This is a genomic window from Kosakonia oryzae (assembly GCF_001658025.2).
Taxonomy (GTDB): domain Bacteria; phylum Pseudomonadota; class Gammaproteobacteria; order Enterobacterales; family Enterobacteriaceae; genus Kosakonia; species Kosakonia oryzae.
Map to the genome: position 1 here is coordinate 4766966 of NZ_CP014007.2, position 23677 is coordinate 4790642.

19 protein-coding genes, 1 tRNA gene and 1 pseudogene are annotated in these 23677 nt (G+C 52.9%); 8 read left to right on the plus strand and 13 right to left on the minus strand.

Annotated features, from left to right (window positions below):
- Positions 1 to 172 precede the first annotated feature (172 nt).
- From pglZ to AWR26_RS22610, 3 genes are read left to right on the plus strand one after another with little or no spacing between them, the layout of a single operon-like run.
- Positions 173 to 2770: a BREX-1 system phosphatase PglZ type A gene (gene pglZ, locus AWR26_RS22600; protein ID WP_082934128.1), complete on the plus strand. Its 2598-nt coding sequence runs from the start codon at positions 173 to 175 to the stop codon at positions 2768 to 2770.
- A gap of 10 nt (positions 2771 to 2780) precedes the next feature.
- The gene (gene brxL, locus AWR26_RS22605; protein WP_064568624.1) at positions 2781 to 4868 is read left to right on the plus strand and encodes a protease Lon-related BREX system protein BrxL; all 2088 of its coding nucleotides are present in this window, start codon (positions 2781 to 2783) and stop codon (positions 4866 to 4868) included.
- A gap of 38 nt (positions 4869 to 4906) precedes the next feature.
- Positions 4907 to 5998 carry a hypothetical protein gene (locus AWR26_RS22610; RefSeq protein ID WP_064568625.1) on the plus strand — a complete coding sequence of 364 codons (1092 nt, stop codon included), beginning with the start codon at positions 4907 to 4909 and terminating at the stop codon, positions 5996 to 5998.
- Positions 5999 to 6264: 266 nt separating this feature from the next.
- On the opposite strand, the pseudogene AWR26_RS22615 reads toward AWR26_RS22610, so the two are convergent.
- Together AWR26_RS22615 and AWR26_RS22620 are read right to left on the minus strand one after the other, a co-directional pair.
- Positions 6265 to 6700, minus strand: a pseudogene (locus AWR26_RS22615) (tyrosine-type recombinase/integrase); the annotation flags it as partial.
- A gap of 342 nt (positions 6701 to 7042) precedes the next feature.
- Positions 7043 to 7127, minus strand: a tRNA-Leu gene (locus AWR26_RS22620).
- Between the two features lie 411 nt (positions 7128 to 7538).
- Between AWR26_RS22620 and AWR26_RS22625 the strand changes: the two genes are divergently transcribed.
- Entirely contained in the window at positions 7539 to 8138 is a 600-nt protein-coding gene (locus AWR26_RS22625) for a response regulator transcription factor (protein ID WP_007372859.1), read from the plus strand.
- Positions 8139 to 8278: 140 nt separating this feature from the next.
- Here AWR26_RS22625 and AWR26_RS22630 read toward each other — a convergent pair whose 3' ends face one another.
- From AWR26_RS22630 to AWR26_RS22655, 6 genes are read right to left on the minus strand one after another with little or no spacing between them, the layout of a single operon-like run.
- A complete protein-coding gene (locus tag AWR26_RS22630) occupies positions 8279 to 8659 on the minus strand; it encodes a hypothetical protein (RefSeq protein ID WP_064568626.1) in 381 nt (126 codons plus the stop codon).
- A complete protein-coding gene (locus tag AWR26_RS22635) occupies positions 8656 to 9069 on the minus strand; it encodes a hypothetical protein (protein ID WP_064568627.1) in 414 nt (137 codons plus the stop codon). Before AWR26_RS22635 ends, AWR26_RS22630 begins: the two co-directional genes overlap by 4 nt.
- A 56-nt stretch (positions 9070 to 9125) precedes the next feature.
- Positions 9126 to 9596 (minus strand): hypothetical protein, encoded by a 471-nt coding sequence (locus AWR26_RS22640; RefSeq protein WP_064568628.1) that lies wholly within the window; start codon positions 9594 to 9596, stop codon positions 9126 to 9128.
- A gap of 19 nt (positions 9597 to 9615) precedes the next feature.
- Positions 9616 to 10071: a lysozyme gene (locus AWR26_RS22645; RefSeq protein ID WP_064568629.1), complete on the minus strand. Its 456-nt coding sequence runs from the start codon at positions 10069 to 10071 to the stop codon at positions 9616 to 9618.
- Entirely contained in the window at positions 10064 to 10762 is a 699-nt protein-coding gene (locus AWR26_RS22650) for a DUF2589 domain-containing protein (RefSeq protein WP_064568630.1), read from the minus strand. The genes AWR26_RS22645 and AWR26_RS22650 overlap by 8 nt, the downstream gene beginning before the upstream one ends.
- Positions 10763 to 10816: 54 nt before the next feature.
- On the minus strand, positions 10817 to 11464 hold the full coding sequence (locus tag AWR26_RS22655) for a DUF2589 domain-containing protein (protein ID WP_007372853.1): 648 nt from the start codon (positions 11462 to 11464) through the stop codon (positions 10817 to 10819).
- A gap of 235 nt (positions 11465 to 11699) precedes the next feature.
- On the opposite strand from AWR26_RS22655, the gene ahr reads away from it, so the two are divergent.
- Positions 11700 to 12737: an NADPH-dependent aldehyde reductase Ahr gene (ahr, locus tag AWR26_RS22660; RefSeq protein WP_064568631.1), complete on the plus strand. Its 1038-nt coding sequence runs from the start codon at positions 11700 to 11702 to the stop codon at positions 12735 to 12737.
- Between the two features lie 203 nt (positions 12738 to 12940).
- On the opposite strand, the gene AWR26_RS22665 is transcribed toward ahr, so the two are convergent.
- The 4 genes from AWR26_RS22665 to AWR26_RS25830 form a co-directional block, all read right to left on the minus strand.
- Entirely contained in the window at positions 12941 to 14578 is a 1638-nt protein-coding gene (locus AWR26_RS22665) for a dihydroxyacetone kinase subunit DhaK (RefSeq protein WP_064568632.1), read from the minus strand.
- A 187-nt stretch (positions 14579 to 14765) separates the two neighbouring features.
- Complete coding sequence (lptG, locus tag AWR26_RS22670) at positions 14766 to 15848, minus strand: LPS export ABC transporter permease LptG (RefSeq protein ID WP_064568633.1); 1083 nt, start codon at positions 15846 to 15848, stop codon at positions 14766 to 14768.
- On the minus strand, positions 15848 to 16948 hold the full coding sequence (gene lptF, locus AWR26_RS22675) for an LPS export ABC transporter permease LptF (protein ID WP_064568634.1): 1101 nt from the start codon (positions 16946 to 16948) through the stop codon (positions 15848 to 15850). Before lptF ends, lptG begins: the two co-directional genes overlap by 1 nt.
- 63 nt (positions 16949 to 17011) lie before the next feature.
- Positions 17012 to 17062, minus strand: a complete 51-nt coding sequence (locus tag AWR26_RS25830; RefSeq protein ID WP_216637209.1) for a hypothetical protein — start codon at positions 17060 to 17062, stop codon at positions 17012 to 17014.
- A 153-nt stretch (positions 17063 to 17215) separates the two neighbouring features.
- Here AWR26_RS25830 and pepA point away from each other — a divergent pair, with 153 nt between their 5' ends.
- The 3 genes from pepA (at position 17216) to AWR26_RS22690 (ending at position 22311) form a co-directional block, all read left to right on the plus strand.
- A complete protein-coding gene (pepA, locus tag AWR26_RS22680) occupies positions 17216 to 18727 on the plus strand; it encodes a leucyl aminopeptidase (RefSeq protein WP_043955350.1) in 1512 nt (503 codons plus the stop codon).
- 285 nt (positions 18728 to 19012) lie between these two features.
- The gene (holC, locus tag AWR26_RS22685; protein ID WP_035887060.1) at positions 19013 to 19456 is read left to right on the plus strand and encodes a DNA polymerase III subunit chi; all 444 of its coding nucleotides are present in this window, start codon (positions 19013 to 19015) and stop codon (positions 19454 to 19456) included.
- Positions 19456 to 22311, plus strand: a complete 2856-nt coding sequence (locus AWR26_RS22690; RefSeq protein WP_064568636.1) for a valine--tRNA ligase — start codon at positions 19456 to 19458, stop codon at positions 22309 to 22311. The genes holC and AWR26_RS22690 overlap by 1 nt, the downstream gene beginning before the upstream one ends.
- Before the next feature lie 127 nt (positions 22312 to 22438).
- Here the strand turns inward: AWR26_RS22690 and AWR26_RS22695 are convergent, their stop codons facing one another.
- Positions 22439 to 23641 (minus strand): YjgN family protein, encoded by a 1203-nt coding sequence (locus tag AWR26_RS22695; protein ID WP_064568637.1) that lies wholly within the window; start codon positions 23639 to 23641, stop codon positions 22439 to 22441.
- Positions 23642 to 23677: the final 36 nt, after the last annotated feature.

Here is a 23677-nt window from a genome sequence, read left to right on the forward strand (position 1 = left end):
TGCTACCGGTGGTGCTTTGCTTATTCATCTCAACCTATCCGCAGATCATGCTAAAATGCCGATCTTGATGTCCTCAGAGACACCTCAACACTTGCTTTTACAGCAAAACATTGAGCCAATCGCGGTTCTGTTTTCTACACTAAATTCATTGTAACAACATGGGATTGTGACCTTGCAAAATCAGGAACTTATTGCCGGACTGAAAGCAAAATTTACCGACTATCGCATCGTTTTCTGGCACGATCCCGACCAACGTTTTGCTGAAGAACTCGATCAGCTGGCGCTTGAAAACGTCACGCTGCTCAATATGAACAACTCCTCGCAGCTGGCAACTAAAAAACGTATTGAAATTGATGAGCCAGAGCAGCAATTCCTGCTGTGGTTCCCGCATGATGTGCCATCCCCTGAACTTGACTGGCTGCGTGATATCCGACTTTACAGCACGGAATTTCATGCCGACTTTGCGGCGATCACGCTTAATGCATTAGGTATTCCGCAGCTTAGCCTGCGGGATCATATTCAACGTCGTAAATCATTTTTTAAAGGCAAACGCCCGCAGGCCCTGAAGCAGTGGATCACCGAACAGGAAACAGAAGATTCACTGGATAAAAAAATGCTGGCTGTCATTGCGGGAGCTAAATCCTTTAAAACAGAGGATATCCTGTTCAGCCTGATTAATCAGTATGTGAACCAGCAACAAGATGACGACAGCGAGCTGGAAAACACCCAGGCCATGCTTAAGCGCCACGATCTCGACAGTGTATTGTGGAAAATAGCGCACGATGAATTGGGTTATCCGACAGAACAACCGTCGCTGGAAAACCTGATCCTGAAGTTATTTTGTACTGACCTGTCTGCGCAGGCCGATCCGCAACAGCGCGAATGGCTGGAGAAAAATGTCCTGCTCACACCATCCGGTCGGGCCTCAGCATTAGCGTTTATGGTTAGCTGGCGTGCCGATCGTCGCTATAAATCAGCCTACGATTACTGCGCCCGGTGGATACAAGAAGCACTGCATCCTGAAGATCACTATCGCCAGAGCTCTCCCTACGTTCTGCACGAATGCGAAACCACAGAAAGCATTGAGCAGACGATTATCCGTGCGCTGGTGACTCAGTTACAGGAAGAGAGCACCACCCTGGATCGTGAAGCCTTTAAGAAATTACTTTCCGAGCGCCAGAGCAAATACTGGTGCCAGACACGGCAGGAGTATTACGCCATCTACGATGCGCTGCGTCAGGCAGAGCGTCTGCTGCATTTACGTAACCGCTTTATTGATGGTTTCCACTATCCGGATAGCGCAACCTTCTGGAAAGCCTATTGTGAAGAGCTGTTCCGCTTCGATCAGGCCTATCGCCTGTTTAACGAATCTGCACTGTTGGTACACAGTAAAGGCGCAATGATCCTTAAAAGCCTGGATGATTATATTGAAGCGCTCTATTCCAACTGGTATCTGGCAGAGCTGAGCCGCAGCTGGAATAAAGTCCTGGAAGCCGAAAAGCGTATGCAGGAGTGGCGCATCCCCGGCATTCCACGGCAGCAGGACTTTTACAAAGAGGTTGTCAGGCCGCAATTTAACAATCCGCAGATCAAGCGTGTCTTCGTGATTATCTCAGATGCGCTGCGTTATGAAGTTGCCGAAGAGCTAAGCAACCAGATCAATAAAGAGAAGCGCTTTAGCGCAGAGTTGCGTTCACAGACCGGCGTTCTGCCAAGCTATACCCAGTTGGGGATGGCGGCTTTACTACCGCATGAGCAATTAAGTTACCAGCAAGGTAACAACGATATTGTCTATGCCGATGGCTTGTCTACTTCAGGTATCCCTAACAGAGATATTATCCTCAAGAAATTTAAGGGGATGGGGGTAAAATCCGACGACCTGCTGAAATGGAAGAATCAGGAAGGCCGGGATATTATTCGTGATGCTGAAGTCGTCTACATCTGGCATAACACCATCGATGCGATGGGAGACAGTGCATCCACGGAAGAGAAAACCTTCGAAGCGTGCCGTAGCGCAGTTGACGAATTAAAAGATCTGGTGACCCGCGTCATTAACCGTCTCCATGCCACGCGTATTATTGTCACCGCCGATCATGGCTTCCTGTTCCAGCAACAACAGCTTTCCACGCAGGATAAAACGACCCTGGCAATCAAGCCGGAAAATACGATTAAAAACCATAAGCGCTTTATTATCGGCCATCAGCTCCCTGCCGATGATTTTTGCTGGAAAGGCAAACTGGCTGATACCGCTGGCGTCGCGGATGACAGTGAATTCCTGTTGCCAAAAGGCGTACAGCGTTTCCATTTTTCCGGCGGCGCGCGATTTGTCCACGGTGGCGCAATGCTGCAGGAAGTCTGTGTCCCGGTACTTCAGGTAAAAGCGTTGCAAAAAACAGCCGCAGAAAAACAACCGCAGCGTCGCCCGGTCGATATTGTTGCTTACCATCCCGTGATCAAGCTGGTAAACAACCTTGATAAGGTGAGCCTGCTGCAGACACATCCTGTTGGTGAACTTTACGAACCCCGAACATTAAATATCTTTATCGTCGATGAAGAAAATAATGTCGTGTCGGGTAAAGAGAAAGTGAGCTTCGACAGTGATAACAACGCCATGGACAAACGAGTGCGCGATGTCACGTTAAAATTGATCGGCGCGAACTTTAACCGGCGGAATCAGTACTGGCTGATGCTGGAAGATGCGCGAACCGAAACCGGTTATCAGAAGTACCCTGTCATTATCGATCTGGCGTTTCAGGATGATTTCTTTTAAGTGAGGCGATATGCAAAACCATAATGATTTACCCATTCCAGCCGTATCCGAAGGGGAACTCGTCTCAACCGAAGGGCAAGATCTGGATACATTGCTGAACCAGCATTTCCGGGGGCGTGTGGTACGCAAAGATCTGACGAAGCAACTCAAAGAAGGTGCGAACGTTCCCGTCTACGTACTTGAGTACCTGCTCGGTATGTATTGTGCTTCCGATGATGACAGTATTGTTGAGCAAGGTTTGCAGAACGTTAAGCGTATCCTTTCTGATAACTATGTTCGCCCGGATGAAGCGGAGAAGGTGAAATCCCTGATTCGCGAACGTGGCTCTTACAAAATCATCGACAAAGTTTCAGTAAGGCTGAATCAGAAGAAAGATGTTTACGAAGCCCAGCTTTCCAACCTCGGCATTAAAGATGCACTGGTTCCTTCCCAGATGGTCAAGGACAACGAGAAACTACTGACCGGCGGCATCTGGTGCATGATCACCGTGAATTACTTCTTTGAGGAAGGGCAGAAAACGTCGCCTTTCTCCCTGATGACGCTTAAACCTATCCAGATGCCCAATATGGACATGGAAGAGGTGTTTACCGCACGTACGCACTTCAACCGCGACCAGTGGATTGATGTCCTGCTACGTTCTGTGGGTATGGAACCTGCCAACATTGAGCAGAGAACAAAGTGGCACCTGATCACTCGCATGATCCCTTTCGTGGAAAACAACTATAACGTCTGCGAACTGGGCCCACGCGGCACCGGTAAAAGTCACGTCTATAAAGAATGTTCGCCAAACTCACTGTTGGTTTCCGGCGGGCAAACCACGGTCGCAAACCTGTTTTACAACATGGCCAGCCGCCAGATTGGCCTGGTTGGCATGTGGGATGTGGTCGCGTTTGATGAAGTGGCGGGAATCACTTTTAAAGACCGGGACGGCGTGCAAATCATGAAAGATTACATGGCGTCAGGCTCGTTTTCCCGCGGCAGAGATTCGATTGAAGGCAAAGCATCGATGGTGTTCGTTGGCAACATCAATCAAAGCGTAGAGACGTTAGTCAAAACCAGCCATCTGTTAGCCCCCTTCCCTACCGCCATGATTGACACGGCATTTTTCGACCGTTTCCATGCCTATATTCCCGGCTGGGAAATTCCGAAAATGCGTCCGGAATTCTTTACCAATCGCTACGGCCTTATCACAGATTATCTCGCTGAATATATGCGGGAGATGCGCAAGCGAAGCTTCTCGGATGCGATTGATAAGTTCTACAAGTTGGGTAACAACCTCAACCAGCGCGACGTTATCGCGGTAAGGCGCACAGTTTCGGGTTTACTGAAACTTCTTCATCCCAATGGTTCTTACAGCAAAGAAGATGTCCGAGTTTGTCTGACCTACGCCATGGAAGCTCGCCGTCGAGTCAAAGAACAGCTTAAAAAGCTAGGCGGACTGGAATTTTTCGATGTGAACTTTAGCTATATCGATAACGAGACGCTGGAAGAATACTTCGTCAGCGTACCAGAACAAGGTGGCAGCGAATTAATTCCTGCTGGCATGCCAAAGCCAGGCGTAGTGCATTTAGTTACGCAAGCGGAAAGTGGCATGACGGGCCTGTATCGCTTCGAAACTCAAATGACAGCAGGTAATGGTAAGCATAGCGTTTCTGGTCTTGGATCAAGCACCTCGGCTAAGGAAGCTATACGGGTTGGATTTGACTATTTCAAAGGCAACCTCAGCCGCGTTAGCGCAACAGCGAAATTTTCTGAACATGAGTATCACCTGCACGTAGTCGAATTGCACAATACTGGGCCAAGTACCGCGACCAGTCTGGCAGCACTTATTGCGCTGTGTTCCGTTTTACTGGCGAAACCCGTTCAGGAACAAATGGTCGTGTTAGGTAGCATGACGCTCGGTGGAGTAATCAACCCTGTTCAGGATCTGGCGGCTAGCTTACAACTTGCTTTCGATAGCGGCGCGAAAAAGGTCCTTCTGCCGATGTCTTCCGCGGTAGATATCCCGACGGTGCCAGCCGAGTTGTTCACCAAATTCCAGGTCAGTTTTTATTCTGAACCTGTAGATGCGGTTTATAAGGCGCTGGGAGTCAATTAGAATTAAAACCAATTTTTAAAAAATTGAAGAGGCTACAAATGGGAAAACGCTCTGAAATTAAATTCATAAGACCTTGCCTCTCCATATATGAAAATAATAAGGTATTGACTCCAGATTATGCTTTGCAGTGTTTGACGCAGAAAAAAGTTGTTCAGATAAACTTAGATAATTGCTCTTTACAAAGAATGGAGGAATTATCATCGACATCAACCCTGGAGGATGTAAAACGAGTTGGTCTATTACCGTTAGTAAATTTATTACAATCAGGAAATGTATGTTTAACCGCAATTGGTGTTAATGAAATGCCTGATATATGGGTTGAGAAATCAATGACGGCCTATCAGAACTTTTGCCACCGATTCTGGCCTGGTCATATTGACGATCCCGAGGCGACTTTCAGGGAATACGCTCCAGTCTCTGAAAAAAAGAAAATTAATTTTCAGGAACTTTCCGTTGAAGCAAGGACAGTATATGGTCTTCATTATATATCTATGCTTCAAATTCAAAATATAAAATTAAACTATTCTCATCTCACGCCTGAAAAAAGATTCGAAGTATATCTTTATAGCATGATAAGCTTCATTGACATGATTAGTGCGTATGATTTAGAAATAGCAAAATATGCTTTTTGGGATCTTGACTCAAACACCATTAATCAGCTACCAGAGAGTATACATACGCGTCGAAAATATATAAAAGAGAATTTTTATAAGAACGGAAGCTATCTTGATAAATGTCGATGGTATGCATTTGATGCAGCGATGGATTTACACTGGCTTACGGGAGCTAATTTTTCAGAAGATATAGGTTCCTTCATCACTATAAATGGTGTAAAGTTTGAGACTGAACATTGGGTTGGAACAAACGACAAAAAATTATATTACATCTCACAAGACATCCATCATATTTACTATGAGGGGTCAACGATGAAGGCGTTGAGTTCCCGTAGAGAAAATGAGATGACTGCATTTCAATACTGGAAAATTGTTGATAGTATTTCACAGTCTGTACTTTTATCCCGGAAGTATTCAAAAAAGGAATCAAATCCTAATATTACTAAGTTGATTGATTTGGCTGTAGAGAAAATCGAAAATGATTTACAGAATTTTTTCTTAACAAGAGGTACCTAAAGTTATCAGCATCGAAATAATACGTTTCAGTTCCTTCTTAGCTTTAAGCGTCTAGGTGATTTCCATAATTGTATCTTAATCTTGGCCTAATCAGACCTACGCATGCAGGATGGCACTCATCGTGTGGGAAAACCATGTCCCACCATTCATATGGTGTAGCCTTACTATCGTAGGTCACTAAATTCGGCCATTTGTTTGCCACAACAAACTGACAGGCTCTTAACGCACTACTAGTCTGCATCGCAAATTTATGCTAACTCAACCAGTTAATCTCTGGAAAATTCCAGTTTTCCAAAGACAAAAGTATTTACCCCTTTCTCCCGATTCGCATCCAGACAATCCGCCCACCACTGCAACATCAGTCTCCTCTTCTCTAAATGCTACACCTTATGGATATAAGCAGCCCCGAACAGAGCTACGCTCCTGATGGCTCATCCACCTCTCCACCGCATCCCTCGACCACAATCCTGACTCAATCAGAGAACTACAAGCCATCGTCCTAAAACCATGCCCACACATTTCCGTTTTCGTGTCATAGTCCATCACTCTCAGCGCTTTGTTAACCGCGTTCTCACTCATCGGCTCACGTGGATCGTGATCGCCAACGAAAATCAGCTCTCGATTCCCACTGATGCTTTTGATCTTTTCCAGAATAGCCTGCGCCTGGCGAGACAAAGACACAAGATGAGGAGTTCGCATCTTCTCTTTGCCGCCGAAGCGATAACGAAGTCGCCAGTATTTAGAACCGTTCGGGTGAACCAGCAATACCATGCCGTCACCATCAGTAAGCTTCTAGGCTTTTGCTTCAGGCTTGGCTGTACGAACTTTCACATCACTCAGAGCCATGATGAGTATCCTTTCAAGGGTTCTGTGTGGGTACAAACATTATCGAACCGGGATATACCCGCAGTTGTACCCGCATCAGTAAGTTGATGTAGATTGAATCAGGTTGACTTAGGTTGAGTAAAAAAGCGAGGAAAGCCTTGCGGATACTGGATTTCAGGCACAAAAATAGACGTCCGTTGACGTCTATTGATGTTCCGATGGTGCCGAAGGCCGGACTCGAACCGGCACGTATTTCTACGGTTGATTTTGAATCAACTGCGTCTACCGATTTCGCCACTTCGGCACTGAAGGGGATGCGGAAACGTGTGGGATTATACCTGCCGTTCGCGGCTATGCAAGCCACGATCTCGCGTTCAGTTGCTAAGTGATGAAAAAACCAGCGCTGCGTCAAGCTGTTGGTACTCCCTTTTCCTGTCGCAGCGCTTTATGCGCTACATTAACCCGTCTTTCGAAATCCCCGGTCCCCTCTATCACGTTATTTATCATCCTCACCCTGCTAATTATTTATAAAATAGCGAAACGGCCATTTTTAATATATGATATTTTACTAATCAGGTTATCTATTTCATTTTCGCTAATTTGCCATATCGGTTAAAAGACCTATGACAATTAGCCTGTTTCATTTTTTTCATTTCATTTAATACTCTGATGATTACCAGGCTCATTGACGAACGCTATTACGTGGAGATGACGCATGCATGTACTCATGATTGACAAGCAGTCGATATTTATTGAAGGAATGGCATCAGTACTTTCGCACTTTATCCCAAATGTGAAGATTCGAGGGCTGAATAATCAGAATGAAATTAATGAAACACTAAATGAATTTCCGGCATCGTTAATTCTGCTGGATGGTGACGGAAATAAAACAGAGAGTCTTGAATTACTCGATACGCTGGCATTGCACCACCCCACTATTCCGGTGGTGATGCTGATGAATAAATGCCAGCCGACATTACTCAGGCAGTTTCTGCATCACCATGCGATTGCGTTTGTCAGGCGTGATTCTCCGCCGGAAACCATCGCGCAGACGCTGCGTACCGCGTCGCTGGGAATGCTCTGCTTCCCGCAGGAAAGCATCACGCTACTGGATGGCGGACACGGCGCGATTGCGCGGCTCAGCGAGCGTCAGCGCGAAATCCTCAAGCTGCTGGCTGCCGGGGAATCCAACAAGCAAATCAGCCGCCAGTTAAATATCAGCGCCGGTACAGTGAAAGCGCATCTGGAATCTATTTTCCGCCGTCTGAATGTGAATAACCGTACACAAGCCGCGATGATGTATTCGGACGAATAGTCCAGCCTGAATTTTTATTAACACTTAATTGTTGCTACATTTCTCACTGAGCAAATACAGGAGCACTATGCCCGTGCATAATGCTCCTGCCAGAGATATTTAACATCAGCATTTACAGCAGCGCAGATGCACGGTGACTCTTATTTGGCGAGCGTTGTCTTGCGGGGCGCTCTGGAAGATGTCGCTTTTTTAACCGCCGGCGTTTTTTTACGTACTGGTGTTTTTTTCGGCTTCTCATCTTTACGCATCGTGTGGCAGAAATAATAAATAGCAATCACGCCGACACCGACATCTTTTAATATCCAGAACGGCAGTTCTTGCGCCATTAACATGACATTGAACAGCAAATAGGGAAGATTGAGAAACCCCTGAACGGTAAATCCTAACGCGGTAATTAATAACCCAATACGATACCAGACGGGGATATTGGGCATACGGGAGCTGAGGGCGCTGACAAAAATAATCACCGCAATTGCCCCGTCCACCAGCGTGGCCGCCCAGAAAATGAGTTTCAACGTCATGATGGATCTCCCGATTTAGGGCGTCGTGGTGCGCGGCGGCGCGTTGGGGTGACTTTTACGCCACGGGCGACGCGTTTTAGCTCGCCGGCAACCTGTAAAATATCGTGCCCTTCCCGACGGTTAAAAAAGTTCGCCAGCCAGGCAATCATCCCGACGCTGATCGCGCCGACAAAATAGCCAATACCCATCGCGATATCGCTATCTTTGAAGTTCATGCCCAGCCAGCGCGCAATAAAACCGCCCAGCGTGAAGGTCGTGCTGACGCTAATGGCGCCGATGATCACCCCTGCCGCCAGCCGACCGTGCTGATGCAATTTTTTTGGTTGCCAGAAAAACGAGACGCTTAGCCCGCCAAATAACCCGGCGAGCGCGGCCAGTCCCTGACTTAACATCTGAATGCCGTCAACCATGGCAATCTCCTCCTCAACAGGCGGCCTCAACGAATAGGATGAGGCCGCAATACTGACTACTGGCAAGGAGGAAGCGTGACGGTTGTCGCGTCATTATCTGTAGTGAGATAACGCGTCGCGCTTTCCGGGCTGTAGATCAGATGTTTGTTACTGCGCAGACCGCGTACGCTATCGACATCGGCGCTGTACCATTTTCCTTTCCCCGGCAAAGGCTTGCCGGTCCAGGGATCGCCGCCCAACACTTTCTTGTTCAGCGCCCAGATGCTCCACAGCGAATCTTCCGCCTTCCCACTCCAGCCCAATTTGAGCGCCTGTTCGCGGGTCACGTACTCAGCGGGCAGCACATCATCACGATTTAGCGTTTTGAGCAGAGCCGTCAGTTTCTTCTCATCCTGTACGGTCTTGTTGTTCTGTTTCGCCAGTTGCTGGTTGGCCGCCTGAACCACCGCGCTGCATTGCGGTAAGTCGGCATACACCGGTACAGCGGTTAACACAGCCAGAAACAGTATCGGCAGCGTGTATTTCATTGGAATCCCTCCAGTCGGTTCAGTTTACGGGTGCCATAAACAGCGCACGTTCCGCGTCGCGGCGACGGGTCAAGCCAGCGAGAATTTTACCGCCAGCTTTATTCCAGCGCGGAAGCTGATCCGCCGCCTCCTGGTATTGCCCCTGGTTGAGCAGGCGCAGCAGCGTCGAGTTCTGCAAATTGCCCAGCCCGACGTTAAAGGCAAACGCCACCAGCGCATCGAACTGGTTCTGGTTGAGATCGACCGTCACGAGGCGATGAATCCCGCGCTCGGTCGTCCCCAGATCCGCCCGCAATAAATCTTCCGCTTCCACCTTGCTTAACGCCTGCGGGAAATTCTCATTGGGCAAAATCAAATGGCCGTAGCCGATGGTCCATTTACCGACCGCATCGCGGTACTTCTCCAGGCTTAGCCCTTCAAAAGACTTAATGAGAGTTAATCCGGCAGCGCCGGTGTTTGCTGGTTGGTTAGCCATTGTCATCACTCCTCACGTTAGATTGGGGAAGAACTTGTCGGGTGTACTCTTCAATCAGTCGCATCACACTCTCTGGTGGTTCCAGCACGGTGAACTGCATTTCAATGTCCACGTGTCCGCTGTCGCGAGCGTTGCCTTCGCGGCTCGGCGGCGACATGCTGACGAGGAAACGGCCAACCGTGTCATCGGGCGTGCCGGAAACCGCACTCTGCTGCTCAACGGCATCGGTCCGTACTGTCAAAAAGACCTTCATTTTTTCCAGCATCAGCCCGCGCGGCGTGGAGAGCGCCACCAGCGGCAAGGCAAAGTGATGTTGATCATCCAGCGCCATTTCGACGACTTTTGGCACCAGCCGGCCGTCATCGCTGTGCTCAAAAAAGGGGTCCAGCGCCTGCATGTATTGATGCGCGATAAGCTGGTTTGCCGCCGAGGCGGCGTGCTGCATCCCGCGCGTGATATCCGCCAGCGAGAGAGGCACCCCAACCGGGCCGCCAGGTGGCGGGCTTTCCGGCGGCGGCGGATCGGGCGGTAGATCCGAAGAGGGCGGATCCGCAGGCGGCAACCCGCCGGTCTCTTCTGTCGGCGGATCGTCGGGCGACATTCCGGCGCGCTCGTCCGGCGGAGCCGTAGGCTGCTCGCTCGCCTTCTCTTGCGTATTCCGGTTGCCGCGAAGCCAGTCTTTCATTGACATAGTGCGCTCCGTGAAAAATGAGGCTGCAACGCAGCCTCAGCGTGAACATCAGAATTAACGCGTTGCGTCAGCCGGGGCTTTTTCAGCGCCAGCAGGCGTTTCGGGATAGGCATCAAGCTGTTTCGATTCCAGCTTTTGCGCCTCAGACGGCAGAACAGCCGGGCGTGTTGCGGCATCCGTCAGGAAATCAATCACGCGCATCAGGGCTTCCGGCGGCGGCTGACGTTTGACCTGGGTGTGGATGCTGTATTTCGCGCGGGTATCGGTGGAGCGGGTTTGCTGATCTTTATGCGAAACACGTCCGCTGATTTTGACGCTGAACGGTCCCCAACCGACGGAGGCTTCCAGCGAAGCTTCCGCTTCGGTCTGGCTGCTGCTGGCTTCGCTCTGCGAGACTTCCAGTTCGAAATCGATGGTCCCTTCTTCGATGCTGATGTTCGGGTGAGAGATGGCCGCCAGCAGCGGAATGCGCATGGTTTTTTTCACCACGCCCTGAATCACGCCTTTGTCGTCAACCACGGTTTCGTCGTAATCGAACTGCACCGACTCCGCTTTACCATCCTTAATACAGACAGAGAGCAGGAAGTCGGCGTAGGCCTTACTCGCCTGTACCTGTGCTTTGATCATCGCCTGCAGCGGGCCGCCGATCATATGTTCCAGCGGTAGTGCATTAATGACCGATCCAATGAATTGTGAATCCATAATGCGTACTCCTGTGAGTTGTACAGAAACATCGTGTTGCGAATTCGCAGGACCCACACTACAGGCCGGGAAAGGGTGAAAATATTGGCTGGATGACGGGTTAAAGCAGGGAAAATGGCCCAGGACGGAAGGCATGGCTTTGGCGAAACGGGCGGTCAGACGCGCGACATTCTGCCGGGGAAGCGCCAGATGCCCTACACTTCATGCGTCCCCCTAAAAACCTAAGGAATCCGTAATGAGCATCATCAAAAGTTACGTCGCGCCGCAGGCCGGCGCCGCGCTTGAATTACAGGAATACGATGCCGGCCCGCTGGCGGCAGAAGATGTGGAAGTGCAGGTGGATTATTGCGGTATCTGCCATTCAGACTTGTCGATGATCGACAACGAATGGGGCTTCTCCCAGTACCCGCTGGTTGCCGGGCATGAAGTGATTGGTCGCGTGGTGGAGTTGGGTAGCGCCGCGCAAAACAAAGGGTTAAAAGTGGGCCAGCGCGTGGGTATCGGCTGGACAGCGCGCAGTTGCGGGCACTGCGATGCCTGTATCGACGGCAACCATATCAACTGTCTGGAAGGCGCGGTGCCGACCATTCTGAATCGCGGCGGTTTTGCCGATAAGATCCGCGCCGACTGGCAGTGGGTGATTCCGTTGCCGGACAGCATCGATATCGAAACCGCCGGACCACTGCTGTGCGGAGGCATTACCGTGTTTAAACCGCTGCTGATGCACAACATCACCGCCACCAGCCGCGTCGGCGTGATTGGGATTGGCGGCCTCGGGCATATCGCCATCAAACTGCTGCATGCAATGGGCTGTGAAGTGACGGCGTTCAGTTCAAATCCGGCGAAAGAGGCGGAAGTGCGGATCATGGGCGCCGACTATGTCGTGAACAGCCGCGATCCGGAGGCATTGAAAGCGCTGGCCGGTCAGTACGATCTGATCATCAACACCGTTAACGTCGATCTTAACTGGCAGCCTTATTTTGAAGCGCTGACCCACGGCGGCCATTTCCACACGGTAGGTGCCGTGCTGAAACCGCTGGAAGTCCCGGCATTTACCCTGATCGCTGGTGATCGCAGCGTATCGGGTTCGGCAACCGGTACGCCGTTTGAGCTGCGTAAACTGATGAAGTTTGCCGGGCGCGCCAAAGTCGCGCCAACCACCGAGATGTTCCCGATGTCGCGAATCAATGAAGCCTTGCAGCACGTGCGCGACGGGAAAGCCCGCTACCGCGTGGTGTTAAAAGCGGATTTCCAGAACGAAGTGGAAGCGTAACTTTGCCCGATCGGCAACTGGATCGCGCCGGAGAGTGATAAGGGGGACGCTGTGGTCCCCCTTTTTTACGTTCATCACCGGCAAGCTTTCAGAAACCGCAGAATGCCGATCAACGACACCACTCCACAACGGTGAAATAAATGCCGAATGGCGGGTCGCTCTGACAGGTGTGTAAGCCCGGTAAGCCACCGGGCAAGTGTGCTTTATTTCGCGATAGCGGCAAACACTTCGGCAATCGCCACCGCGCCGGGATCGCTCACGCCATCAAGGTTTTCACGGTTAACGTACGACGAGCGCCCGGCCCCTGCTTTTTGCATCGTTGCCGTACTGGCAGCTCCGCTTTTCGCCGCAGAGACGGCAGCATCCAGCCCGTTGTCGCGCAACGCCTCCAGCGCCGGTTGCAGCGCATCGATCAGCGTACGATCGCCCAGATCCGCCCCGCCGTAATGCTTCATCTGTTTTAGCCCCAGCAGTAACGCCTCTGGCAACGCTGTACCGTTATGTATCGCCTGGCCTGCCGCAGTGAAGAAGATCGACATCAGCACGCCGCTGGAGCCGCCCATTACCGTCGCCAGCCGTTCGCCGATCAGTTGCAGCAACTGCGCGGTGTTATTCAGCGGCAGCGCCTCTTCTTCCAGCAGCCTGGCAATCTCACGCGCACCTTCGGCGAAGGTCGAACCGGTATCGCCATCGCCCACTTTCGCATCCAGCGCGTTCAGGCGATTTTCCAGGCCAATCAGCGTCTGCACCGCCGTACCGACCAGCGCTTTTACCTGTGGATTGTCTGAAGGTTCAATCTCCAGCCCGTCATACACCGCATTGTGCTGCTGGGTTTTCATCGGTGCGAACGCCACCGGTTTTTGCCAGCCAACGGTTTGCACATTCGCGCAAATCGCCTGCTCGAACGTTTCATTCAGGCGCAGTAACGACAGGGAAAAACCTTTCATATCCAGCGAACTGACCAGCGGCGCAGGGCCAATCAAATACGCAATTTGATCTTTCAGCACGGAATGCGCCAGCTCTTTGGTCAGCAGCGCCATCTCAAGCGCCGACACGCCGCCAAGGTTGTTGATCAGCACCGCGACGCGATCGTCGCCTACTGCGGCTTTCAGCGGTTTCACCAGCGTATCGATAAGCGACTTGCTGTTCTGCGTATCGACAATTGAAGCGCCCGGCTCGCCGTGAATCCCCAGCCCCAGCTCGACCTTACCGCGCTGAATACGCCCTTCCTCTTCATCGCTGCCCGGCAGGTTGCAGGTCTCCATCGCCAGCCCGAGGCTGTAGACGTTTTCACAGGCCTGTTGCGCGATGTCACGCACTTCACTTAGCGATTTGCCCTGATCGGCGGCATGGCCGGCAATCTTGTGCACCAGCGCCGTTCCAGCGATGCCGCGCGGCTGTTTGTTATCCGGCAGCGCGATGTCGTCGGCGACGATCACCATCTCGACTTTCAGGCCGTAGCGCTTGGCTTTTTCTGCCGCAAGGCCGAAGTTCAGGCGATCGCCGGTGTAGTTTTTAACAATCAACAGGCAGCCGCGATCGCCGGTCACCGCCACAATGGCATTCAGCACCGCATCGACGCTGGGCGAAGCAAACACATCGCCGCAGACGGCGGCGGTCAGCATGCCTTTGCCGACAAAGCCAGCATGCGCCGGTTCATGGCCGGACCCCCCGCCGGAAATCACCGCTACGCGGCTTTTATCCCAGTCCGCGCGGGCAACAATGCGAATGGCGGGATCAATATCGAGTCGGACAAGGTTGCCGTGCGGCGCGGAGATCACTAAGCCTTCAATGGCGTCATTGACCAGTTGTTTGCGGTCATTGAAAAAGAACCTGGACATAATTTCCCTAAATGTTGTGAATCGTTACTCAATCATAGCCCGTAGCACCATGGACGTGGCAAAGAACAGAATTTACTGAAAGCGATGACGGCGCGAAGACAGGTAAGCCACTGCAATCTCTCAGCGCCTTTGGCGAAAAAAAAGAGAGGCCGCAGCCTCTCTTATGCAATACGGGACATTATATGTATTAGCTTTTGCGCATCATCAGCCACAAGCTAATCAGGAAGAACGAGGCGCTCGGCAGCAGCGCGCCAACCACTGGCGGGATGCCATATACCAGCGTCAGCGGGCCAAAAATCTGATCCAGCACGTAGAAAACGAAACCGAAGCTGATGCCGGTCACCACGCGCACGCCCATCGCCACGCTACGCAGCGGGCCAAAGATAAACGACAGCGCCATCAGCATCATGACCGCCACCGACAGCGGCTGGAAGATTTTGCTCCACATATTGAGCTGATAACGACCGGAATCCTGACCGCTCGACTTCAGGTACTTCACATAGTTGTGCAGACCGCTGATAGAGAGCGCATCGGGATCGAGTGCCACCACGCCGAGTTTGTCCGGCGTGAGGTTGGTTTTCCAGGTCCCGCTGACGGTCTGCGAACCGGTCACTTGCTTCGGATCGGTCAGGTTCGATTCATCCACCTGCGACAGCCGCCAGATTTTGTTCTCCGCATCGAATTTAGCCGACGCGGCATAGCGCACCGATTGCAAACGACGCTGATCGTTGAAGGCATAAATACTGACGCCGCCAAGCTCATCATCACCTTTCACACGTTCGATGTAGATAAAGTTGTTGCCGTCTTTCGCCCACAACCCGGCCTGCGTCGAGAGCAGCGAGCCGCCGTACATCGACTGCGCACGCTGGTTACGCGCCATCTGCTCGCCCTGCGGCGCAACCCATTCGCCAATCGCCATGGTCAGCAGGACCAGCGGAATAGCGGTTTTCATCACCGACAGCGCCACCTGCATGCGGGTATAGCCGGAAGCCTGCATCACCACCAGCTCGCTGCGCTGCGCCAGCATGCCCAGACCGAGCAGCGCGCCAAGCAGCGCGGCCATCGGGAAGAAGATCTGGATATCTTTCGGCACGCTGAGAATGGTGTACATCCCGGCGCCCAGCGCGTCGTAACTCCCCTGCCCGGCTTTTTTCAGCTGATCGACAAATTTGATAATGCCGGAGAGCGACACCAGCATGAACAGCGTCATCATGATGGTGGAAAAGATGGTTTTCCCGATATAGCGGTCAAGTACGCCAAAAGCCTGCATTATACCGCTCCTTTACGCGTAAAACGGGCGCGAACCCGGCGCATCGGCACCGTATCCCACAGGTTCAGCATCACAGCCAGCGCCAGGTAGGCCAGGTTAACCGCCCACATCCAGATCATTGGATCCAGCTTACCCTTCGCGCCGTTTGAGCGAAGCGTGGTCTGCAACAGAAAGAACACGAGATACAGCAGCATCGCGGGCAGCATCGATAACACGCGCCCCTGACGCGGGTTAACCACGCTCAGCGGCACGACCATCAACGCCATCATCACCACGGTAAAGACCAGCGTTAAGCGCCAGTGCAGCTCCGCGCTGGCGCGCGGGTTGTCCGTATTGAACAACGTACGCATGTCCATCTGTTCGGTATCGCTCGGATCGAGCGCAACGGTCTGGTGGCCGATGATCGCCTGGTAATTCTGGAAATCCGTGATGCGGAAGTCGCGCAGCATGGCGGTGCCCTCAAAGCGTGTGCCGGTGTTGAGCGTCACCACCTGGGAACCATCTTTATGCTGGGAAAGCTGGCCGGAATCCGCCACCACCACTGACGGACGCGCATTGCCTTTAGGGCGGATCTGCGCAAGGAATACGTTATGAAAACGGCTGCCTTCGACGCCTTCAATAAACAGCACCGAGTTGCCGTCTGTCGCCTGCTGGAACTGCCCCTGCGCCAGCGCCGCCATACCGGGGTTCGCTTTGGCATCCGCCAGCACTTGATCCTGATGACGGGATGACCAGGGGCCAGCCCACATGACGTTAACCGCAGCGATAATGCCGGTAAACAGCGCCAGCACCATGGCGGCTTTGATCAGCACCGCGCGGCTCAGACCGCAGGCGTGCATCACCGTGATTTCACTTTCGGTATAGAGTTTGCCCAGCGTCATTAGCAGGCCAAGGAACAGACTCAATGGCAGGATAAGCTGCGCCATCTCTGGCACGCCCAGCCCCAGCAGCGAGAGCACGAGGTTTGTTGGGATTTCGCCATCAGCGGCTGCGCCTAAAATCCTCACCAGTTTCTGACAGAAGAAAATCAGAAGCAGGATGAATAGGATCGCAAGCTGGCTTTTTAGCGTCTCCCGCACCAGATATCTTATGATTATCACTTTAAATACGCCCGTAAAAACCAGTCTTTTTCCTGGAAAATCGCTTGTTTCATGGCTTAAACGTCATTTATTCTCTTGAGTCGTCGAAATCATCGCTAAGATTAATATACTCAGCGGATGGGTGCGTAAGAGCCGATTCTGACGTGCCGAAACCGAAGTACCATTAAGATTAACACGAAGTCATCGCAACAGCGGACATGCGTTACGTAAGCTTGCAATTCTATCCGTAGCCGCCGCCGTTGTCTTTAAGATTCAGGAGCGTAGTGCATGGAGTTCAGTGTAAAAAGCGGTAGCCCGGAGAAACAGCGTAGTGCCTGCATCGTTGTGGGTGTCTTTGAACCGCGCCGACTCTCCCCGATCGCCGAGCAACTCGATAAGATCAGCGATGGCTACATCAGCGCGCTGCTCCGTCGCGGAGAACTGGAAGGTAAGCCAGGACAAACCCTGCTGCTTCACCACGTACCGAATGTCCTCTCCGAGCGTATTTTGCTGATTGGCTGCGGTAAAGAGCGTGAACTGGATGAGCGCCAGTACAAGCAGGTCATTCAGAAAACCATAAACACCCTGAATGATACAGGCTCGATGGAAGCCGTCTGCTTCCTGACCGAACTGCATGTCAAAGGGCGCAACACCTACTGGAAAGTGCGCCAGGCCGTTGAGACAGCGAAAGAGACCCTGTACAGCTTCGATCAACTGAAAACCAACAAAATCGAACCGCGTCGTCCGCTGCGTAAAATGGTCTTCAACGTGCCAACACGTCGCGAGTTGACCAGCGGCGAACGCGCTATCCAGCACGGTCTGGCAATCTCTGCGGGGATTAAAGCGGCCAAAGATCTCGGCAATATGCCGCCGAATATCTGTAATGCCGCATACCTCGCTTCGCAGGCGCGCCAGCTGGCGGACACCTACAGCAAAAACGTCCTGACCCGCGTGATTGGCGAACAGCAGATGCGCGAACTGGGCATGCACTCGTACCTGGCTGTCGGCCAGGGCTCGCAGAACGAGTCGCTGATGTCGGTGATTGAGTACAAAGGCAACCCGTCGGAAGACGCGCGCCCGATTGTACTGGTCGGTAAAGGCCTGACCTTTGACTCCGGCGGTATCTCCATCAAACCTGCCGAAGGCATGGACGAGATGAAGTACGACATGTGCGGCGCGGCGGCAGTGTACGGCGTGATGCGCATGGTGGCCGAACTGCAACTGCCGCTGAACGTGATTGGCGTGCTGGCAGGCTGTGAAAACATGCCGGGTGGGCGCGCGTATCGCCCTGGGGACGTGCTGACCACCATGTCCGGCCAGACGGTCGAAGTGCTGAATACCGACGCCGAAGGCCGTCTGGTGTTGTGCGATGTGCTGACCTACGTTGAGCGCTTCGAGCCGGAAGCGGTGATCGATGTTGCAACGCTGACCGGCGCGTGCGTGATTGCCCTTGGCCATCACATCACCGGTCTGCTGTCGAACCACAACCCGCTGGCGCACGAACTGATTGGCGCGTCCGAGCAGGCTGGTGACCGCGCATGGCGCTTACCGCTGGGCGATGAGTACCAGGAGCAACTGGAATCCAACTTTGCGGATATGGCGAACATTGGCGGCCGTCCTGGCGGTGCGATCACTGCGGGTTGCTTCCTGTCGCGCTTTGCCCGTAAATACAACTGGGCGCACCTGGATATCGCCGGTACCGCATGGCGCTCCGGCAAAGCCAAAGGCGCAACCGGTCGCCCGGTGGCGATGCTGTCGCAGTTCCTGCTGAACCGGGCCGGGTTTAACGGCGAAGAGTAAGTCGTCAATGCCGGATGGCTATGATTGCCGGATGGCGGCTATGCCCTGTCCGGCCTGGAACCTCGCGCAATGTGAACTCTATACCCTATGGATTTCGCGTTGCATCGCGGCGGCAACTGAGCAAATCCCCAGGAGCATAGAAAACGATGTGACTGGGGTGCGCAACAAATCTGCCGGGAGCAGATTTGAACGCTGCCTGCAGCGGCCCCTTGAGGGCGAGGCCCAGGGATGGGCCGAGTATTCGCAGCCAACAAAGAGGCAGCGTGAAAGACGACGGGTATAGATATGAAAAATGCGACCTTTTACCTTCTGGACAATGATAACGCCGTTGACGGCTTAAGCGCCGTCGAGCAACTGGTGTGTGAAATTGCCGCAGAACGTTGGCGTAACGGCAAGCGCGTGCTGATTGCCTGTGCCGATGAGCAGCAGGCGATTCGGCTTGATGAAGCGTTATGGGCGCGCCCGGCGGAGAGTTTTGTGCCGCACAATCTGGCAGGCGAAGGTCCGCGCGGCGGCGCGCCGGTCGAGCTGGCCTGGCCGCAAAAGCGCAACAGCAGCCCGCGCGATATTCTCATCAGCCTGCGCGCGGAATTTGCAGATTTTGCCACCGCTTTCACAGAAGTGGTAGACTTCGTCCCTTACGAAGACTCTCTGAAACAACTGGCGCGCGAACGCTATAAAGCCTACCGCGTGGCCGGTTTCAACCTGAACACGGCAACCTGGAAATAATGGAAAAGACATACAACCCCAAAGATATCGAACAGCCGCTGTACGAGCAGTGGGAAAAGCAGGGCTATTTCAAACCGAACGGTGATGAAAGCCAGGAAAGCTTCTGCATCATGATCCCGCCGCCGAACGTCACCGGCAGTTTGCATATGGGCCACGCCTTCCAGCAGACCATCATGGACACCATGATCCGCTACCAGCGCATGCAGGGGAAAAACACCCTGTGGCAGGTGGGTACTGACCATGCTGGTATCGCAACCCAGATGGTGGTTGAACGTAAAATTGCCGCAGAAGAAGGGAAAACCCGCCACGATTACGGTCGCGACGCGTTTATCGACAAAATCTGGCAGTGGAAAGCCGAATCCGGCGGCACCATCACCAACCAGATGCGTCGTCTTGGCAACTCCGTGGACTGGGAGCGCGAGCGCTTCACCATGGATGAAGGCCTCTCCAACGCGGTCAAAGAGGTGTTTGTCCGCCTGTATAAAGAAGATCTGATTTACCGTGGCAAACGCCTGGTGAACTGGGATCCGAAACTGCGCACCGCGATTTCCGACCTCGAAGTGGAAAACCGCGAGTCGAAAGGCTCAATGTGGCATATCCGCTATCCGCTGGCCGATGGCGCAAAAACCGCTGACGGTAAAGATTATCTGGTGGTTGCCACCACCCGTCCGGAAACCCTGCTGGGCGATACCGGTGTGGCCGTCAACCCTGAAGATCCGCGTTACAAAGATCTGATTGGCAAGTTCGTGGTGCTGCCGCTGGTTAACCGTCGCATTCCGATCGTTGGCGATGAACACGCCGACATGGAAAAAGGCACCGGCTGCGTGAAAATCACCCCGGCGCACGACTTTAACGACTACGAAGTAGGCCGTCGCCACAAGCTGCCGATGATCAACATCCTGACCTTTGACGGCGATATCCGTGAAAGCGCGCAGGTTTATGATACTAACGGCAACGAATCCGACGTTTACCCGGCGGATATCCCGGCAGAATTCCAGAAGCTGGAGCGTTTTGCCGCGCGTAAAGCAATGGTTGCCGCCGTGGACGCGCTGGGACTGCTGGAAGAGATTAAACCGCACGACCTGACCGTTCCGTACGGCGATCGCGGCGGCGTGGTTATCGAACCGATGCTGACCGACCAGTGGTACGTGCGTGCCGATGTGCTGGCGAAACCGGCGGTTGAAGCGGTGGAAAACGGCGACATCCAGTTCGTGCCGAAGCAGTACGAAAACATGTACTTCTCCTGGATGCGCGATATTCAGGACTGGTGTATCTCCCGTCAGCTGTGGTGGGGTCACCGCATTCCGGCGTGGTATGACAACGAGGGCAACGTCTACGTTGGCCGCAGCGAAGAGGAAGTGCGTCAGGAAAATAACCTGGCCGCCGATATCGCGCTGCGTCAGGACGATGACGTGCTGGATACCTGGTTCTCCTCCGCGCTGTGGACCTTCTCTACGCTCGGCTGGCCGGAAAACACCGATGCGCTGCGTCAGTTCCATCCGACCAGCGTGATGGTCTCCGGCTTCGACATCATCTTCTTCTGGATCGCGCGCATGATCATGATGACCATGCACTTCATCAAAGATGAAAACGGCAAGCCTCAGGTGCCGTTCAAGACCGTCTACATGACCGGTCTTATCCGCGATGACGAAGGGCAGAAGATGTCCAAATCGAAAGGTAACGTGATTGACCCGCTGGATATGGTTGACGGTATTTCGCTGGCGGATCTGCTGGAGAAACGTACCGGCAACATGATGCAGCCGCAGCTGGCGGAGAAAATCCGTAAGCGCACCGAGAAACAGTTCCCGGATGGTATTGAACCGCACGGCACCGACGCCCTGCGCTTCACGCTGGCGGCGCTGGCTTCCACTGGTCGCGATATCAACTGGGATATGAAGCGTCTGGAAGGTTACCGTAACTTCTGTAACAAGCTGTGGAACGCCAGCCGCTTTGTGCTGATGAACACCGAAGATCAGGATTGCGGCTTTAATGGCGGTGAAATGGTGCTGTCGCTGGCCGATCGCTGGATCCTCGCTGAATTCAACCAGACCATCAAAGCGTACCGCGAAGCACTGGACAACTTCCGCTTCGATATTGCCGCAGGGATTCTGTACGAATTCACCTGGAACCAGTTCTGCGACTGGTATCTGGAGCTGGCCAAACCGGTCATGAACGGTGGGTCAGAAACTGAACTGCGCGGCACCCGCAATACGCTGGTAACAGTGCTGGAAGGTTTGCTGCGCCTCGCGCATCCGATCATTCCGTTTATCACTGAAACCATCTGGCAGCGCGTGAAAGTGCTGAAAGGCATTACCGCTGACACCATCATGCTGCAGCCGTTCCCGCAGTACGATGCGTCGCAGGTTGACGAAAAAGCGCTGGCGGATACCGAGTGGCTGAAACAGGCGATCATCGCGGTACGTAATATCCGTGCTGAGATGAATATCGCGCCGGGCAAACCGCTGGATCTGCTGCTGCGCGGTTGCAGCGAAGAGGCGATACGTCGCGTGAACGATAACCGCAACTTCCTGCAAACGCTGGCGCGTCTGGAAAGCATCACCGTGCTGCCAGCAGATGATAAGGGGCCTGTGTCGGTCACTAAAATTATCGATGGCGCAGAGCTGCTGATCCCGATGGCGGGTCTGATCGACAAAGAAGCCGAGCTGGCGCGTCTGGCGAAAGAAGTGGCGAAGGTCGAACAGGAAATTGGCCGTATCGAAAGCAAGCTGGGCAACGAAGGTTTTGTCGCGCGCGCACCGGAAGCGGTAATTGCGAAAGAGCGTGAAAAACTGGACGGTTACGCTCAGGCAAAAGCGAAGCTGATTGAACAGCAGGCGGTCATCGCTGCGCTGTAATCCTCTTCAGGCATGAAAAAGCCGGGCTACGATGCCCGGCTTTTTTTATCCCGATAATCGACGTTTCAGCCAACACAACGCTGCCTGTAGGCCGGATAAGGCGTAGCCGCCATCCGGCACAATAAACTCAGAACAGCGCCGGGTAGAACGACAGACCGCGCGCCAGTAGGCTGGCCGGATCCTTCGCCGGGTGTTGATCGTGGTTCTCCAGCGGTAATGACGACAGATCGCCGTGCAAGTGCGTGTTTTCCAGCAGATAGCGGGTAAAACGCACCTTCGCCCATGGCCACGCCAGGAACAGCGTTACCGAACACACCAGCAAATTAGTAACGGAGATCCAGAACACGCGCCCCAGCGTAACCGTGGAAGAGAAACGAATATTCCCTTCCAGCGCCAACTGGCTATAAAGGTAATTACGCAGCTTCACAAAGGCGAAAATATAACAAATGATCGCGCCGACGATATAAACCAGGTAGCTGAAGATCAATTTGCCATAAAACGGCCCCATCAGCATCGCCAGTTGCTCCGGATTGTCGCCCACCGCATAAGCATATTGTGAGAGCATAAAGAAAGCCGGGATAGTGACATAAAGCGCGATGGCAATAAACGGTACAAACAGCAGCATCGACAGCACAATAATGGTGACGCACTTTTTCACTGCGAATTCGCCGGAGAATTTCAGCTTACCGTATTGCAGATTATTCACCAGCATACCAAACCACTGGGCAGTATATACGCCCTGCATTATCGCCACGCCCAGCAATAATACCAGGGTACCAGCGCCAATCATGGTGAAAATAGCGGTATACGAACCGCTGCTCAGCGCCGAGGTGGTAAAGAATGAAAACACAATAATGGCAGCAGCCACGATCAGCAGCGGGCAGCCCATCATCACCCACCACGCACGCAGCGGGCTGGCGTAAAAACTAAAGCGGACGCCGTTAATTTCCGTCATCAGAAATTGATAACGCAAGCCCTGAGTAATCAGCCACGGGAAAAAGATCAGGAATAACGCCATCATGCACAGTTGCAGAACAATATTGCCATGCACCATGTTAATGATGAAAACCGCATACAGCACCAGCATGCACAGCCAGCCAACAAATACCGAACGCCCGGTCGCGTGGTAAGAAAAACGCGCACCATCCAGTTCAGTATTGGCGTAGAAATAACGGCGGGCGCGGACTAACGCCCATGGCAAATATAACCCCAGCGTTATCATGGTTAGCAGAATATTAATCAGCCAGATCAGGAAATAGCCTCTACCACTTCCCTGAAAAAGGAAATGGCGTACCGGCGTTGTCGCGGAATCCTGAGTATCGAAAGTCATAACAATCCTTATCGCAAAAAAGAAAAGCACCGCCTA